At 45.5% G+C, this 16,448-nt stretch carries 12 protein-coding genes; 7 read left to right on the forward strand and 5 right to left on the reverse strand.

Translation table 11 applies throughout. The annotated features are described in order from the left end of the window. Window positions 1–48 precede the first annotated feature (48 nt). Window positions 49–699 carry a cytochrome b/b6 domain-containing protein gene (locus tag JAO78_RS14195; RefSeq protein ID WP_226752027.1) on the forward strand — a complete coding sequence of 217 codons (651 nt, stop codon included), beginning with the start codon at window positions 49–51 and terminating at the stop codon, window positions 697–699. An 89-nt stretch (window positions 700–788) separates the two neighbouring features. Here the strand turns inward: JAO78_RS14195 and JAO78_RS14200 are convergent, their stop codons facing one another. Beyond that, the gene (locus JAO78_RS14200; RefSeq protein ID WP_226752028.1) at window positions 789–1,244 is read right to left on the reverse strand and encodes a c-type cytochrome; all 456 of its coding nucleotides are present in this window, start codon (window positions 1,242–1,244) and stop codon (window positions 789–791) included. A 192-nt stretch (window positions 1,245–1,436) separates the two neighbouring features. On the opposite strand from JAO78_RS14200, the gene JAO78_RS14205 reads away from it, so the two are divergent. The 4 genes from JAO78_RS14205 (at window position 1,437) to JAO78_RS14220 (ending at window position 10,608) form a co-directional block, all read left to right on the forward strand. Further along, window positions 1,437–4,310, forward strand: coding sequence for a bifunctional diguanylate cyclase/phosphodiesterase (locus JAO78_RS14205; RefSeq protein ID WP_439647515.1), 2,874 nt, complete (start codon window positions 1,437–1,439; stop codon window positions 4,308–4,310). A 146-nt stretch (window positions 4,311–4,456) separates the two neighbouring features. Next, complete coding sequence (locus tag JAO78_RS14210) at window positions 4,457–7,573, forward strand: amidohydrolase family protein (RefSeq protein ID WP_226752030.1); 3,117 nt, start codon at window positions 4,457–4,459, stop codon at window positions 7,571–7,573. Then, a complete protein-coding gene (locus tag JAO78_RS14215) occupies window positions 7,573–8,871 on the forward strand; it encodes an amidohydrolase family protein (RefSeq protein ID WP_226752031.1) in 1,299 nt (432 codons plus the stop codon). The genes JAO78_RS14210 and JAO78_RS14215 overlap by 1 nt, the downstream gene beginning before the upstream one ends. A 63-nt stretch (window positions 8,872–8,934) precedes the next feature. After that, complete coding sequence (locus tag JAO78_RS14220; protein ID WP_226752032.1) at window positions 8,935–10,608, forward strand: M28 family metallopeptidase; 1,674 nt, start codon at window positions 8,935–8,937, stop codon at window positions 10,606–10,608. A gap of 47 nt (window positions 10,609–10,655) precedes the next feature. Here the strand turns inward: JAO78_RS14220 and JAO78_RS14225 are convergent, their stop codons facing one another. Next, window positions 10,656–11,054 carry a translation initiation factor gene (locus JAO78_RS14225; protein ID WP_226752076.1) on the reverse strand — a complete coding sequence of 133 codons (399 nt, stop codon included), beginning with the start codon at window positions 11,052–11,054 and terminating at the stop codon, window positions 10,656–10,658. 136 nt (window positions 11,055–11,190) lie between these two features. Here JAO78_RS14225 and JAO78_RS14230 point away from each other — a divergent pair, with 136 nt between their 5' ends. Together JAO78_RS14230 and JAO78_RS14235 are read left to right on the forward strand one after the other, a co-directional pair. Further along, window positions 11,191–11,904 carry a GAF domain-containing protein gene (locus JAO78_RS14230; RefSeq protein WP_226752033.1) on the forward strand — a complete coding sequence of 238 codons (714 nt, stop codon included), beginning with the start codon at window positions 11,191–11,193 and terminating at the stop codon, window positions 11,902–11,904. Between the two features lie 37 nt (window positions 11,905–11,941). Continuing rightward, window positions 11,942–13,138 (forward strand): amino acid aminotransferase, encoded by a 1,197-nt coding sequence (locus JAO78_RS14235; RefSeq protein ID WP_226752034.1) that lies wholly within the window; start codon window positions 11,942–11,944, stop codon window positions 13,136–13,138. 101 nt (window positions 13,139–13,239) lie between these two features. On the opposite strand, the gene JAO78_RS14240 is transcribed toward JAO78_RS14235, so the two are convergent. From JAO78_RS14240 to ettA, 3 genes are all read right to left on the reverse strand, one after another. Beyond that, window positions 13,240–13,893 (reverse strand): energy-coupling factor ABC transporter permease, encoded by a 654-nt coding sequence (locus JAO78_RS14240; RefSeq protein WP_226752035.1) that lies wholly within the window; start codon window positions 13,891–13,893, stop codon window positions 13,240–13,242. Window positions 13,894–14,099: 206 nt separating this feature from the next. Next, on the reverse strand, window positions 14,100–14,471 hold the full coding sequence (locus JAO78_RS14245) for a DUF6746 family protein (RefSeq protein WP_226752036.1): 372 nt from the start codon (window positions 14,469–14,471) through the stop codon (window positions 14,100–14,102). Window positions 14,472–14,644: 173 nt separating this feature from the next. Next, on the reverse strand, window positions 14,645–16,306 hold the full coding sequence (ettA, locus tag JAO78_RS14250) for an energy-dependent translational throttle protein EttA (protein WP_226752037.1): 1,662 nt from the start codon (window positions 16,304–16,306) through the stop codon (window positions 14,645–14,647). Between the last annotated feature and the right edge of the window lie 142 nt (window positions 16,307–16,448).

Genomic DNA, 16,448 nt, shown 5'->3' on the forward strand with positions numbered 1-16,448 from the left:
TCCTGCTGGTATAAGATCAAAAGGTTAGCACAACAAAAGGAAAGTTCAATGTTAAGAAAGATGCAAGTGTGGGATCTCGCCGTCAGGGTATTTCATTGGTCGCAAGTGTTGCTGCTGCTTGGGCTATGGTATACCGGTACCGAAGGTTTGATGGCACAGCATCAATTGTTAGCTTACAGTTTAGCGGCATTGTTAATTGGGCGCCTGTATTGGGGCTTTTTTGGTAGTAGTACTGCGCGTTTTCGCAATTTTAGCTATTCACCCCTTGCGGCTTGGCGTTTTTTACGCAAGCCAAAACCGGTACTCGGTCATAATCCAGCCGGTTCTTATATGATTTTTACGCTGTTAGGCTTATTAACGCTGCAAATTCTCAGTGGCCTAGCCACTTTTGATAACAGCTATATTAGTGACGGCCCTTTAGTTGCATATTTGCCTGAAAGTTGGGTGTCGCTGGCTTCTGATGTGCATAAAACCGTAATCGATCTGATTTTAATCGCGGTGTTTGTGCATGTGTTTGCTGCTGTTTGGCATAGCTGGCGTTACGACAATGTCATATTGTCGATGTTCAATGGTAAAAACGATGTACCTGCAAATGCCACCCCGCAGTTGAAATCAACATGGCGTTATTTTGTTATCGTGCTACTGGCGCTGCTCGGTTTTTATCTGTGGCAAGGTCGTATTCTGATCTTGTTTCTTTGAAAACGTTTACTGTTTAGCAAAAAGCCCGCTGGTATGCGGTTAGCACATTCCAGCGGGTTTGAGATAATCAGCTAAACAAGCTGAGTTTATTAATCAGCTTTATATTTATCATGACATGCTTTGCAGTTACGTGCATAGTCGCTAAACGCTTTGCGAATAGCGGCTTGCTCGCCGGCCTTTGCTGCAACTAATAAAGCGGCAGCATCTGCGGCCAGTTTTTCACCACGCTCTTGCACATCCACTAAGTTATCCCAAATAGCCGGTTTTACTTCACCGCCCGCGGCTTGAGTGCCTGGCACGGTAAACGTTTCCCATGGCAGTCGCGACAATAAGGCTAGCGCCTCAGCACGACGCTTCACGCGCTCAACGTCAAAAGCCACATTACCGCGGATCATATCTTGGATGTCGCCCATGTTATGGCGGATCATCTGAAAGTTTGCTTGACGGTATGACACCGCATCTTTACCGTCAGTAAATGCCGTAGCGGCGACGACCGGTAAAGCGAAAGATAAACAAAGTAGGGAAGAAATTAGGGCTTTTTTCATATTATTACTCTCTTCTAGTCGATTGTCGTAAAATAATGGTAAAGTACAAGTAGTCTTTATTGCATACCTGACAGGGATACTATCAGGTCACTATAACAGCAGTGAGCCGAATTCGTGAAGGATCTTACCCATAATAATGCCAAAGGATTCAACTCACTGGGTTTGAAATTTTCAATCCTGGTGTTTTTGGCTATGCTGATTGCCGGTCTTACCGTGATGTTTACTTATGGCCTGTATCAACAGCAAACTGATGAGGAAGTGCAGTTAAAAAAACAAGCACTATTGCAGCGCAATAGTGACCTATATCATCAACAATTAGACAAATACCTCGAAAAACAAGAAATTAAAGCACGGCGAGCTCACCAACTCATCAGTGAGCAATTAAACGAGCGCCCAGTTACCCGTTCTAATGCAGCCTTATTAACTACCTTAGCCGATGGTTCACGTCGCCAACAAAATGACTTTTCTGGCCTGTATATTGCGCCGGACGCCCAAGTCAATGTGCAAAATAGTTTATTACAGCGCAGCACTGCGGTTTGGCACGATACTGTGCCCTTGTTGCAACATGATTTCTTTGCCGTGTTTTTTATTGCGAAAGATAACTATGTTCAGGTGACGCCAGCAGGGTGGGCAGCAGATTTTTCGGTCGATATTTCCTTATTGAATAACCCCTTATTTCAATTAGCGGCACCAGAGCAAAACCCTGAACGCAGTTTGCGCTGGAGCCCGGTGTATTTTGACAGTATTTGGCAACAATGGATGCTAAGTATCTTGCTGCCGGTCTATCAGCAAGAACAGTTTCTTGGCGTAATGGGTTTTACCCTGCCTCTTTCAGAATTAACACAACATCGCAGCGCCTCGGCTGAATACAAGCCAAATACCCATGCTTTGCTGCTCGATAGAATGGGGCAAGCCATCAGCGATAGCGTGTCGTCCTCAATGCGCAATTTACCGATGTTTAGCCCTTATCAGGGGGCTAAAGTGAACGCCCCTGTATTAAGTGAGTTAATGCAAACGCCCAGTCGTTTTTTGATGGCACTAAGTGCTTTTAATCGTTTAGATTGGCAGTTTGCGCTTTATCAAGAAAAACAAACTTTATTACAACAGCAAAGATTCTTTGTTCCCCGCATGCTGTTTTTAACCTTCTTAGTGGCGATTGCCGTGACGCTGTTACTGCATTTTTTCATTAACCAAATGCTGTTAAAACGGCTGAAAAAATTAGCCTCTGCGGTAAATCGGGTCGGACGTGGGGCGCATCCTGGCTTACAATTGGATACTAAACACGATGAACTGGGTATTTTAAACCGCGCCTTCACAGCAATGTTTGAAGAAATCAATCAATTAGTGACGGGTTTAGATACGCGGATTGCCGAAAAAGAACAAGCCGAAATGCTGGCGCGTAAACTCAGTAAAGCGGTCGCTTTTTCCAGTTCAGGAATTGTGATTACTAATAAGCATCTTGATATTGAATACGTAAACCCCTTTTTGACGACGTTGTTAAAGGTTCAAAGCGCCAGTATCTTGGGAAAACCCTTAAGTAGTTTGTTCGCCGAAGATATGCAAAAACTGACCAATGATATGATGCAGTCATTGGCAGAGCGGCAACACTGGCGCGGTGATGTGTTGTTATTGCAAGAAGATGCCACAGACGAAACAGAACAAGCCTGGGTCACTTTAGCTTTAGCGCCGATCCGAGACGAGCGTGGTGAGTTATCTCATTATGTTGCGGCGATGCAGGACATTTCTTTTATTAAGCGCAGCCAAAAGCAAATGGAGCAATTGGCTTACTTCGACTCACTCACTGGCTTGGCCAATCGCAGTTATTTCCGAAACCAATTACGCAAAGCCATTTCCATGTCGCAACGCGGTTATTACACCTTTGCTTTGTTGTACTTTGACTTAGACGAATTTAAATTAATTAATGATACTTTAGGCCACGACGCTGGCGATGAATTACTGATCGAAGTGGCTAAGCGTTTAACCTCACGTTTGCGTGAAGATGATACTATCGCCAGGCTCGGTGGCGATGAATTTGCCGTTATTTTAAGCGATATAAAAGACAAAATGCATGCAGGGCAAATTGCCGGCAATTTACAACAAGCCTTTACTCAGCCAGTGCAATTAGGAACACATACGGTTGCCATTAGTGCTTCTATTGGTATTACTGTGGCGCCTGATGACGGCGCGGAAGAAGAAGTTCTCATAAAACATGCTGATTTGGCCATGTATGAAGCAAAAGCGCGTGGCAAAAATACTTACCGGTTTTTCTCACGCGAGTTAAATGAAGCTGCGACCGATCGTTTATTGATTGAAAATCAGTTACGTGAAGCGATCCGCGAGCAACAATTCCTGATGTATTACCAACCCAAAATTGATATTCAAGATGACACCCTAGTGGGTTATGAGGCTTTGATCCGCTGGCTGCGACCCGACAATACCCTGGTGCCTCCGGCGCGCTTTATTCCAGTGGCGGAAAGTACCGGCTTAATTGTTAAAATTGGTGAGTGGATTATTCTGGAGTCATGCCGTTTTCTGGCTCGACAACACAGCCGTGGCTATGCCGTTAGTCTGTCAATTAACTTATCGGCGCGCCAATTTAATGATAATCGTTTACCGACGATGATTGAACAAATTATCCAGCGGACCGGTGTCGATCCAAGCTATTTAGTGTTTGAAATTACCGAAAGTATGCTGATGGGCGACACTGATGCGGCTATTAAACAGTTAAATCAGTTAAAACGTCTCGGAGTCTCTTTATCTATTGATGACTTTGGTACAGGCTATTCATCGCTTAATTATTTGAAGCGATTCCCAGTAGACGAGCTGAAAATCGACCGCTCTTTTGTTAAAGATATTCCAGAAGATCGGAATGATATGGATATTGTCTCTGCCATTATTGCGATGGCGCAAAAGATGCAATTACGCGTTGTCGCTGAAGGGGTCGAGTCAGAAGCTCAAGTTGACTTCTTAAAGCAAAATGCTTGCTATGTTGTACAGGGTTATTACTACAGCATGCCGTTGGCAGAGCAAGAGTTAAGTCACCTGACATTTACAATAAAAACATAAGGTAAAGGATCATTCGGTCGTTCAGTGCGAGGTAATTGTTGTTTCGATTAACACCACTAACACGCCGGGGTTATTGACTAAACCGTCTGCGCTAACCGCAATTAACGCTGTGATACCTTACATCCACTCAAAACCAGGAAAACGTTATGATATCAGCTCGCCTGTCACTTTTGACCTTGGCTTTGCTTAGCGCTACTAGCTATGCGGCTCAAACCACGCCAGAGTTAGGGATCCGGGATAAAACCCCGAATCTCATGGCTCTAACCAATGCCACTGTTCTGACTGAGCCTGGCAAAGAACTTACCGGTGCAACCATCTTAATTCGTGATGGTAAAATTGAAGCGGTTTCAACCAGCGCTAAGATCCCTGCCGGTTATCAAACTTTTGATTTACAAGGTTACTTTGTATATCCCGGTTTTATTGACCCTTATACTCAATACGGTGTTACTGCTGCTAGTCAGGCTGAGCGTGCGCGCTTTGGTGGTCGTAACCCAATTTATGAAAATGAACGAAGGGGGGGCAATGCGGCAAACGACGCCATTCATGCACAGCAGCGTTGGGCAACCCAATTTAAACCCGACAGTAAAGCGGCGACCGAGTTATTAAAAGCTGGTTTTACTACGGTACAAAGTGCCCGCCAAGACGGTATTTTTCGTGGAACCGCTTTTGTTGCTTCTTTAGGTGAAGGCTTACCAAATGATTTAATTTTAAAAGCTGACGCTCAGCATTTTTTATCTTTTAGCAAAGGCAGTTCACAGCAAACCTATCCTTCTTCGTTGATGGGATCTATTGCGCTGATCCGTCAAACCTTGTCCGACGCTAATTGGTATCAAGCGGCCACGGCTAGCCCGAATTTAAGCGTTCAGGGTAAGCCTGTTGAGTTTAACGCAGCTTTGGAAGCGCTTAGCAGTTTAAGCAGCCAGGGCATCTTGTTTGATACTACAGACGATCGTTCATTACTGCGCGCCAATCAATTACTCAGCGAATTTAATCTTAAAAATGCGCTGTTATTAGGCTCTGGCTATGAATACAGCCGCTTGCCACAAATTAAAGCGACCGGTAAACCTTTATTGCTACCGCTGAATTTTCCCGCCGCACCGCAGGTTAGCGCGGCTGAGCAGCGTTTAGACGTGAATCTTGCTGATTTACGGCACTGGGAGCGTGCACCAGCTAACCCGGCTGAAGTGGCTAAAGCTGGGGTAAACTTTGCCTTCACAACGCATGGGTTAGCTAAAAAAGCCGAGTTTTTACCCAACTTACGCAAAGCTATTCAATACGGCTTAGACAAACAGCAAGCGCTCGCAGCCTTAACCACCACACCAGCCAGCTTACTGGGTTTAGACGATAGGTTAGGTAAAATTGCTGCCGGTTATCAGGCCGATCTTGTGATCAGCCGAGGTGATCTGTTCACTGACGGTGAAATTGTCGCAACCTGGTTACGTGGCCAAGAAAAACGCTTTACCAGTGTGCAACCCACTGCTTTTGCTGGTGAGTATCAACTCACTTATCAAGATCAAACGTTTAGCGTGACGCTAACGGGTACGGCGCCGAAAATAAGCGGTGAAGCGGTAATCGGCGATAAAAAAGTGAAATTGACTCACCTGATGGTGCAAGACCAGCGGTTACAATTTAGCTTGCCGTTACAAGAGCTCACCGAACAAGCTGCGGTGCTGCAATTTAATGGTGTTTGGTCTGAGCAACAACTTAAGGGTTATTGGTTAGATGCACAGGGTAATGAAGTGGCTGTCAGCGCCAAACAGCAAATTGCAGCCAGCAGTAAAGATGCCAAAACCGCTAAAGCCGCGCCAGCAATGTTGTCGAAACTGACTTATCCTAATCGTGCTTTTGGTTTAGATGCTTTACCGCAGCAACAAAACCTGCATATCAAAAATGCGACCGTGTGGACAGCAACAGCAGACGGTGTGTTGACCGAAAGTGATGTGCTAGTGCGCAATGGTAAGTTTGAGAAAATTGGCCAAAACCTGACTACGCCACGCGGTTATACAGTAATCGATGCCACAGGTTTACATTTAACGCCAGGTATTATTGACGAGCACTCACATATTGCCACCGAGCAAGGGGTGAACGAGGGGTCACATGCTAATACCGCCGAAGTGCACTTAGGTGATGTGATTAACTCAGATGATATCAATATCTATCGTGCGTTAGCCGGTGGTGTTACCGCAGTGCAGGTACTACATGGCAGTGCTAACCCGATTGGAGGTCGTGCGCAAATTATTAGCTTACGCTGGGGTCAAGATGCAGAAGGGCTGAAATTTAAAGATGCACCACCGAGTATCAAATTTGCATTAGGTGAAAACGTAAAGCAATCTAATTGGGGCTCTGAGTTCAATACACGATACCCACAAACTCGTATTGGTGTTGAAACCTTTATTCGCGATCAATTCCAAGCAGCTAAAGAATACCGTGCGGCTTGGCAAGCGTTCAATAAACTGTCTAAGCGTGAGCAAGGCCGTGTTGCCCCCCCTCGCCGTGATTATCAGATGGATACCTTGGTCGAAATTCTAGAAGGTAAACGTCATATTCATACACACTCTTATGTGGCTTCTGAAATTTTAATGTTGATGAAAGTTGCTGATGAAATGGGTTTCAAAGTGAATACTTACACCCACATTTTAGAAGGCTACAAGGTAGCGAGTGAAATGAAAGCGCATGGTGCCAGTGCATCGACCTTTGCTGACTGGTGGGGCTTTAAGATGGAAGTCACGGATGCCATTCCAACTAACACCTGTTTGATGCATGAGCAGGGTATGTTAGTGAGCGTTAACTCTGATGATCCTGGTTTACTGCGTCGTTTGAATCAAGAGGCCTCAAAATCTACCATGTATTGTAATATGGATGAGCAAGAAGCCTTGAAGATGGTGACGTTAAACCCAGCAAAACAATTAAAAATTGACGATAAAGTCGGTTCAATTGCCGTCGGTAAACAAGCCGATTTCGTGTTGTGGGATGCCCATCCATTATCCGTTTACAGTGTGGCACAACAAACGTGGATTGAAGGGGCACGTTACTTCGACCGTGCTGAAGACTTAGCAAAGCGGCAACAGCTTGAGCAAGAGCGGCAACAGTTGATCCAAAAGGTCTTAACCGCGGGTGACTCTGCTCGTAACGGTAGTCGCAACGCTTATAAACAAGATGATCCGATTTGGCATTGTGAAGATAACGATGACTGGTTGAAATTACGCTTTGGTTTTGGCTCTGCCACAGAAAGTCATGCTCATGCCCATGGGGAGCAACATTAATGAAAAAATTAACCACTATTTTTGCCGCAGCACTTACACTGGCAACGAGCAGCGTACTTGCGGTAAACCCCGTACCTGCACCGAAACAAAGCGTGCCAGTATTATTGAAAAATGCGACGGTGCACGCCGTTGTAACCGAGCCGGCCATTCAAGATGTCTTACTAGTCGATGGCAAAATTGCCGCGATGGGTACGAACTTAACGGCACCTGCCGGGGCGCAAATAGAAGATTTAACCGGTAAGCATGTGTATCCGGGGCTTATTGCTTTGATTAACCAACTAGGCTTAATTGAAGTTGAAGCCGTACGTGCCACGCGTGATGATCGTGAAACCTCAGCCACGAACCCAGATTTGCAAGTGCAAGTGGCCTTTAATGCTGATTCTGCGGTGATCCCAACTATTCGCAGCAACGGTTTTAGCCATAGCTTAATTTATCCTGATGGTAGCTTGATCACCGGTCGCTCAGCATTGATGCAGTTAGACGGTTGGAATTGGCAAGATGCCCTAGTGCAAGCCAATGTGGGCTTACACGTGAATTGGCCGCGCATGGGCTTACAAACCGGTTGGTGGGTTCGTGATAGTGCGGAAAAGCAGCAAGAGCGGCAACGTGAGCAACTGGAGCAGTTACAAAGCTACTTTAGCCAAGCACAAGCCTATTATTTAGCTGAGCAAGCCGGCTTAAATCGTGGCCGTGATTCACGCTGGCATGCCATGTTGGCGTTGTTTGAAGGTAAATTACCCTTATTTGTTCATGCCGATGATCCAAGACAAATGCGTCAAGCCATCAGCTTAGCTAAACAATACAAGGTCCGTTTAGTGATTGTGGGGGGACGCGATAGCTGGCGCATGGCAGATGAACTGGCGGCGAATAACGTGGATGTGATTTATACCGCGCCTTATGGCTTACCTACGCGTACCGATGAAGCCTATGATCAAGCCTTTAGCGTGCCAGGTGTGCTGCAAAAAGCCGGTGTGCGTTTCGCGTTATCGCTGGATGGTTTCTGGGATACCCGCAACCTGGTGTTTGCTGCGGGCCATGTCACGCGTTACGGTTTAGAACCTGCGCAAGCGCTACGATCCTTAACCTTAGATGCGGCACAAATTGCCGGTGTGGCCGATCGTTTAGGCTCGATTGAGGTGGGTAAGAGCGCGAGTTTAGTCGTGTCTGAAGGCGATATTTTTGATTATCGTGGGCACAACATCATGCAATTATGGATTGACGGTCGCAATGTTGATCTGAATAACAAACATAAACAGCTACACCAGCGTTATCAGCAACGCTATCAAGCGGCTAACTAAGCTTTAGTTTTATTACCATCTACAGTGCCAGTGAATACTGGCACTTTTTTATTGAGACAGTCCATGAAAAAGATTTTTTTACTTTGTACGGCCGCGTTAATGACTATTGCTGGTTGTAGCAGTACCCCAGCCAGCAAAGCCCCGCGCGCCAGCGCTTTGGTGATTGAAAGTCATCTGACGTTTTTAGCGGATGATTTGTTAGAAGGCCGTGATACGGGGAGTCGAGGCCATGAATTAGCCTCACGTTATATTGCTCAGCAATTTCAAGCTTTAGGTTTAGTGCCGGCTGCGGCTGATGGCACCTACTTTCAGCGTGTTCCTATGCGCAAAGCGCAAATTGTGCCGGGAAGTGCCAAGCTTAGTTTTAGTTTACCCGAGCAACAACTGACTCTAGATTACCCGCAGCAATTTACAACCGGGCCCAATTTGCAAAACGAAGCCGTTAAGTTGCAAGGTGAAATGGTGTTTGTTGGTTATGGTTTAGTGTCGGAGGTGTTTGGTTTAAACGATTATGCGAATTTAGACGTTAAAGGTAAAGTCGTGGTCATGCTGTCAGGTTTACCCGCCTTTTTACCTAGCGAAGAGCGGGCTTATCTGGGCAGTATGAAAACCGAATTTGCGGTTGAGCGGGGCGCTATCGGTGTTATTTCGTTGCATACGCCACAGCAAGAAAAAACTCGGCCCTATGCCGATAGCCTCATGTATTTAAATAGTCCGAGCATGAGCTGGTTAGATGGCGAAGGTAACCCCGGTCGGGGCTTTGCTCAGTTACAAGGTGGCGCAACTTTGCATCCTGATGCGGCCAGTCTGTTATTCGCTGCCGCTGGTTATAACCTGAGTGATATTTTTGCTTTATTAGAAAAAGATGAGGTCCCCAAAGGTTTTGCGTTAAAAGGCGAAGTTAACTTAAGCAGCCAAAGTACTCACCAGCAAGTGACAAGCCCGAATGTGTTAGCGACCTTACCCGGTTCCGATCCGCTGTTAAAAGAGGAATATGTAGTATTAACTGCACATTCTGATCATATCGGTTTTTCTAACGATTTACGCAGCGAAGATAAAATTAATAACGGGGCAATGGATAACGCTGCAGGTATCGCGATCTTACTTGAAACCGCACGTTTATTTGCGCAACTGCCGACATCGCCAAAGCGCTCTATTTTGTTTGCTGCGGTTACCGGTGAAGAAAAAGGCTTATTAGGGGCAGATTATCTAGCGAAACAACCGCCAATGCCTATTTCGCAGATGGTGGCTAACGTTAATTTAGATATGCCGGTATTACTGTATTCTTTTGCCGATTTAATTGCTTTTGGTGCAAATCACTCGACCCTAGGTGATGTGGTTGCCCGTGCTGCGGCAAAAGAGGGCAGAACCTTAAGTGAAGATCCGATGCCCGAGCAAGCTATCTTCACGCGCTCAGATCATTATCGCTTAGTGCAACAAGGTGTGCCTGCGGTGTTTTTAATGACCGGTTTTACTTCAACCGATCCAAAGGTATCGGGAGGCAAAGTGTGGGCCAGTTTCTTTGCCAAGCATTATCATCGCCCTTCTGATGATATTGCCAGCTTAACCAAAGAGTATGGGGCTATTCGTTATGATGCTGGCGCCGTATTTGCCGATATTAATTTTAATATTGCGCTGGATGTAGCGAATGCTAAAACGCGGCCATTGTGGCGCAAAGACAGTTTTTTCAGAACGGTATTTGGCCGTACAGAGAACTCTGAACCCAATACGCCGTAATCGTTCGATACCAAGTGGTTAATATCGCTTGAGATAAACAAGCCGGCCTATCCGCCGGCTTGTTTCACTTTAAACCCTTTTTGTTGTAATAAGGTAGTGACTAATTCGCGTTTATCACCTTGTATCTCAATAATGCCGTCTTTGACCGAACCACCACAAGCACATTTCTTTTTTAATTCTGTACATAGTTGGCTTAATTCACTGGGGCTACCGGTTAAGCCTAAAATGGTTAATACCGTCTTACCGCCCCGACCTTTCGTTTCCCGACGGATACGTAAGGCACCATCAGCAAAGCCTTCAGCCGCTGAGACAGCAGGGCTGCTCGCGTCAATTCGGCCTGTCGCAGTGGAATAGACCAAATCAGCCTGCTTCGCCGGTTTCGTGCTCTCTGCGGTAGCGCCAGTCAGTTGTTGTTGCCAATCGGCTAAGGAAATTTTTTTGCTCATCATAAAATGTCCTGAAAAGTTGGCCGTAGCTTACTTAGCACAAGCGTTGCTCGCAAGTTTTTCTGTGTCTCGCTTGGTTTTTTAATGTTATCTGGTAGAATATCGCCTTGATTTTAGAAATCTGGACGGCTAAAAATTGAGTATTCCAACCCAAATTAATCACTATTTACAGCTTAGTGGCCTTAAAGAGCAATTTTCTTTTTTTGATCAAGCCTTTACTGAAAAAACCACCGCCTATTTTCAAGCGTTACAGCAACATATTGCCGATAGCCACAATGCCAAAGTGCAATGGCAATACCAAGTACCTGAGTTAGGCGAGGGAGGGGCGTGTTCATTATTTGGTGTGCTGGACAGTGAGCCATATGATTTAACCGCGATTTTGGGCGGTCAAACCAGCGCTAATCACCAAGCCTTAGCACGTTTAACGAAAATAACTGAATTTTATCAACAGCAGTCGGGTTTAGCATGGTTTGGTATTTATCAAGCGCGTGCTAATCTGGAGCAAGAGATGGTGCTGGTTAAATTAAGCTATTTTGGCGCCGCCTCTCGGGCAGAGTTTCCGTTAAATACTGAGTTTGCCAAGATCAGTAATAACAGTACGGTGGGTTTAACTGGCCAAGCCCGTGTGATTAACGATGTCGCGGCCTATTTGCAACAAGGCGGTGAATATTACACCTGCGATCCGAAAGTTAAAGCCGAAGCTTGTTTGCCACTGTTTGCACAATCGGGCAAAATAGTGGGCATTATCGACGCTGAAGATTTGAAGCAGCAGGTGTTTACCGCAGAGGCATTGGCCCTGTTAGTGGCTGTCTGTCTGAGCATCCCCGAGTGTTTACCGGCAATCGCTTAGTGTTGCCTCCTTATAATCATAAACCAGGTAGAACAATATGTTTTCTCAGTTAAAGCCTGTCGCTATCGACCCCATATTGGGGCTAATGGCGGCTTATCGTGAAGATCCTAACCCTCTTAAAGTTGACCTTGGCGTAGGTGTTTATAAAGATGAGCAAGGCCACACAGCGGTTTTAAAATGCGTAAAAGAAGCCGAAGCGCTGCGTTTAAAGCATGAAGACAGCAAAACCTATGTGGGTATGGCCGGTGATCCGTCTTTTAATACGCACATTGAAAAGTTAGCCTTTGGTGCGACTCATACAGTGTTGCTAGCAAATCGCGTTGTTACGGCGCATACACCTGGCGGCACAGGGGCACTGCGTGTGGCGGCGGAGTTTATCAAGAGAGCGAATCCGGATGCGACGATTTGGGTGACCACCCCAACGTGGGCAAACCATATCTCGTTATTCCAAGCTGCGGGTTTAAAAGTCAAAGAATACGCTTATTACGATTACGACACCAAAGGTTTGCAGGTAGAGCAGATGTTTGCTGATTTAGAGCAAATTCCTGCGGGTGACGTTGTTTTAGTGCATGCCTGTTGTCATAACCCAAGTGGTATGGATCTGAATTTCGAACAATGGCAACGCTTTACCGCGATCGCGAAAGAGCGAGGTTTCACTCCTTTAGTTGATATGGCTTACCAAGGTTTTGGCGCCGGTTTAGATGAAGATGCCGCAGGTTTGCGCTATTTAGCTGAGCAAGTGCCAGAAATGATCTTGTGTAGCTCTTGCTCGAAAAACTTTGGTTTATATCGCGAGCGAATTGGTGCTGTCAGTGTTGTTGGAAGCAACAGCAAAGAAACCGACGTTGTCCGCGCAAACTTACTCAGCGTCGTGCGCGGTATTTACTCAATGCCACCTACGCACGGTGCTATTATTGTTAGCCATATTTTAGATAGCGCCGAATTAACGGCACTGTGGCACGACGAATTAGCAGAAATGCGTAATCGTATTAATAGCTATCGCCAGCTGATCATCGACAAGTTTACTGCTGAAGGCATTACCCAAGATTTCAGCTTTATTGCTCGTCAGCATGGTATGTTCAGCTTTTTAGGCATTAATAAAGCGCAAATTGAACGGCTACGCAGCGAGTTCAGTATTTATATGGTAGGTTCTAGCCGCGTCAGTATTTCGGGTTTAAATCATGCCAATATCGACTATTTCGCCAAAGCCGTCGCAACGGTATTAAAAGGCTAAATATGTCAATAAGGTATCCAGGCATCGAGTCTGGATACCTTTTTATGCTGCGCTGTGCGCTACTTTCTCTTTCCTAAACCTTGCCTTTAGTTATCAGACACTCAGCGATCAGGCGATAAGTATTCATTATCATAAAAGGTTCTGAGCCATTCTGGCCGATACACTGCCATTAACGTAATGGCCATGCCATTGAGTAATGCTTCGCCAAACCAAATGAGCAAGGCTAATTGCGTATAGTTGTGATAAATCGTATGCCAGTCATGTTGTTGTTGCAGATACAGCCAGCCAGAGGTGAGTACAATTTTTAGCACTATGCTCAGGGCGGCATTTAAAAAGCCCGCAATAAAGATATACACAAATAAATGGCGAGTCAGATAATGATATGACCAGCTAAATACCACATAACTAAATAACGCAGGCAAAATAAAGGTAGTTAATGCAAAGGCGCCCCCCTCAGCCAAGCTGACACTGTTAAACAGCATTAATAAAGCTAAGGGCAGACAACTGATCCAAATGGCGATACGCCAGCCATGACACAATACCAGTGTGGTAATACCAAGAAAAAACAACTCTAAACCCGGTACTATGCCGGCTTTTACAGACCAGAGTAGGGTTAAGGCCACTGCTGAGGCAAACACAAAATGCTGATAACCCGGTAATTGTAATAAGCGTGGCCACAACTCTTTTGGATAACTTAGTGCGATGCAAAGGATAGCCAAACACCAGGCACTTATTTGCCAATAATTTATGATCATGATCATAGACCCAAAGCTGTGGATGGGGCTAATTATACTGTGTTCTAGCACAGCATAAAAAGCTTCGCGTTAGTAACAAGGTGCATGTTCAAGCGGCTAAGAGCCTTAATAAGGGCTTGAGTAAAGCCTTAGCTGTTTTTCAATTGCCTTTTGATTAATGGGTTAGGCCGCATTGTTATACTGCGGTGTACTGTCCTGGCGTTTTTTTATTCTGTCAGCGATTTTGCCAGTTGCAGGTAAGTTACTCCGTTTTTTTTAACACGCTCATAATCCATGTATTCAGAGCCTAAATGCACTTCTTCTAATGCTGCTTTAATTTGTTCATTAGCGTTCGGTATTAGGGCGAGTGCATTTTCCAAAGTGTAGGTTAACTGATGGATCGCCGTTACGCTGGTTGGATTTAACTCACCGGCTAACAAGTTAGCTAACTCGGTATTTTTCTCTAACAACACCTTGCTAGCTTGCTGCACATCACTGATCGCTTTACCGCTGAAATGAGCAGGGCGATCTGAGGCTTGCACGAGTGTTGCGGGGAAGTAGCACAATGCAATGAAGCTAGAAATAACGAGGATTTTCATAATAAAGCCTTAGTTAATAATGATTCTCATTAAGTTATCAGATCAATGCAACAAAGCAAGTCACTTTTGCTGATAACATAAAACGTTTTCTTATACGTTGCTCTGGTTAAAACGTATCAACAAAAACGCCTGCACAAGGCAGGCGTTTTAATAAGATTAACCTTTAATAGCGGTTAGATCCGCTTGTATTTAATTCGATGTGGCTCCAGTGCTGCCGCGCCATAAGTTTGTTTTAACCAGGCCTCGTAATCAGAGTAGTTACCTTCAAAGAAATTCACTTTACCTTCATCACGATAATCGAGGATATGCGTGGCAATACGGTCGAGGAACCAGCGGTCGTGCGAGATCACCATGGCACAACCAGGGAAATCTAAAATGGCGTTCTCGAGTGCGCGCAGTGTTTCAACATCTAAGTCGTTGGTGGGTTCATCGAGTAACAACATATTGCCGCCGGCTTTTAATAGCGCCGCCAGATGCACGCGGTTACGCTCACCTCCTGATAACTCGCCAATAAACTTCTGCTGGTCGTTACCTTTAAAGTTAAAACGGCCAACATAAGCACGGCTTGGGATCTGGAAATTGCCAATTTGCAGCATATCTTGGCCGTTTGAGATTTCCTGCCACACCGTGTTTTTCGGGTTCATGCTATCGCGGAACTGATCAACACTTGCTACTTGCACCGTTTCACCAAGTTCAATGCTGCCGTTATCGGCTTTTTCTGCGCCGGTGATCATTTTAAACAGTGTTGATTTACCTGCACCATTCGGGCCGATAATACCGACAATCGCACCTTTAGGAATGCTAAAGCTCAGATCATCGATTAACACACGATCGCCAAAGGTTTTGCGCAGGTGTCCCACTTCCAGTACTTTATCGCCTAAACGTGGCCCAGGTGGAATAAACAGCTCATTAGTTTCATTACGCTTTTGAAAATCTTGGCTTTGCAATTCTTCAAAACGTGCCATCCGCGCTTTACTTTTTGCATGGCGGCCTTTCGGGTTAGTACGAACCCATTCTAATTCTTGCTTAATTGAACGCTGGCGAGCACTTTCTGTTTTATCTTCTTGTGCTAGTCGGGCTTCTTTTTGTTCTAGCCAGCTAGAGTAATTTCCTTGCCACGGAATACCTTCACCTCGGTCTAGCTCTAAGATCCAACCGGCTACATTGTCTAGGAAATAACGGTCGTGGGTAATGGCCACCACGGTACCAGGATAATCGTGTAAAAAGCGTTCTAACCAAGCCACCGATTCAGCATCCAAGTGGTTAGTGGGTTCATCTAATAACAGCATATCTGGGCGTTCTAATACCAAGCGGCAGATCGCCACCCGGCGACGCTCTCCGCCCGACAGATGTTCAATTTTGGCATCCCAAGGCGGTAAGCGTAATGAATCTGCCGCACGCTCTAGCGTGTTATCTAAGTTATGACCATCTTTTGCTTGTATTAATGCTTCTAACTCGCCTTGCTCGCGCGCTAAGGCATCAAAGTCGGCGTTTTCATCGGCATAAGCGGCATACACCTCATCTAGCCGAGTAAACGCTTCTTTTACATCACTAACGGCTTCTTCAACAATCTGCCGTACTGTTTTGTTGTTATCTAATACCGGCTCTTGCGGTAGGTAACCGATTTTTGTGCCGGTTAATGCCCGTGCTTCGCCTTCAAACTCTTTGTCGATACCGGCCATAATGCGTAATAACGTCGATTTACCCGAGCCATTTAAGCCAAGTACCCCAATCTTAGCGCCGGGGAAAAAAGATAAAGAGATGTCTTTTAAGATGGTGCGTTTCGGGGGAACCACTTTCGAAACCCGATACATTGAATAAATAAATTGTGCCATTACTAAGTTTCCGTCCGTTAAGGGCTGTCACAGTGAAGCAAATTGTACGTTATTTTCACCAGTGGTGGAAAGTGAATGGCGATGCTTTAGAATAATGTTGGCTTTTGTGGGCGGATCTCTGTTTTAATACACACCATTAGAG

Source organism: Alishewanella maricola, from assembly GCF_016343785.1.
Lineage (GTDB): Bacteria > Pseudomonadota > Gammaproteobacteria > Enterobacterales > Alteromonadaceae > Alishewanella > Alishewanella maricola.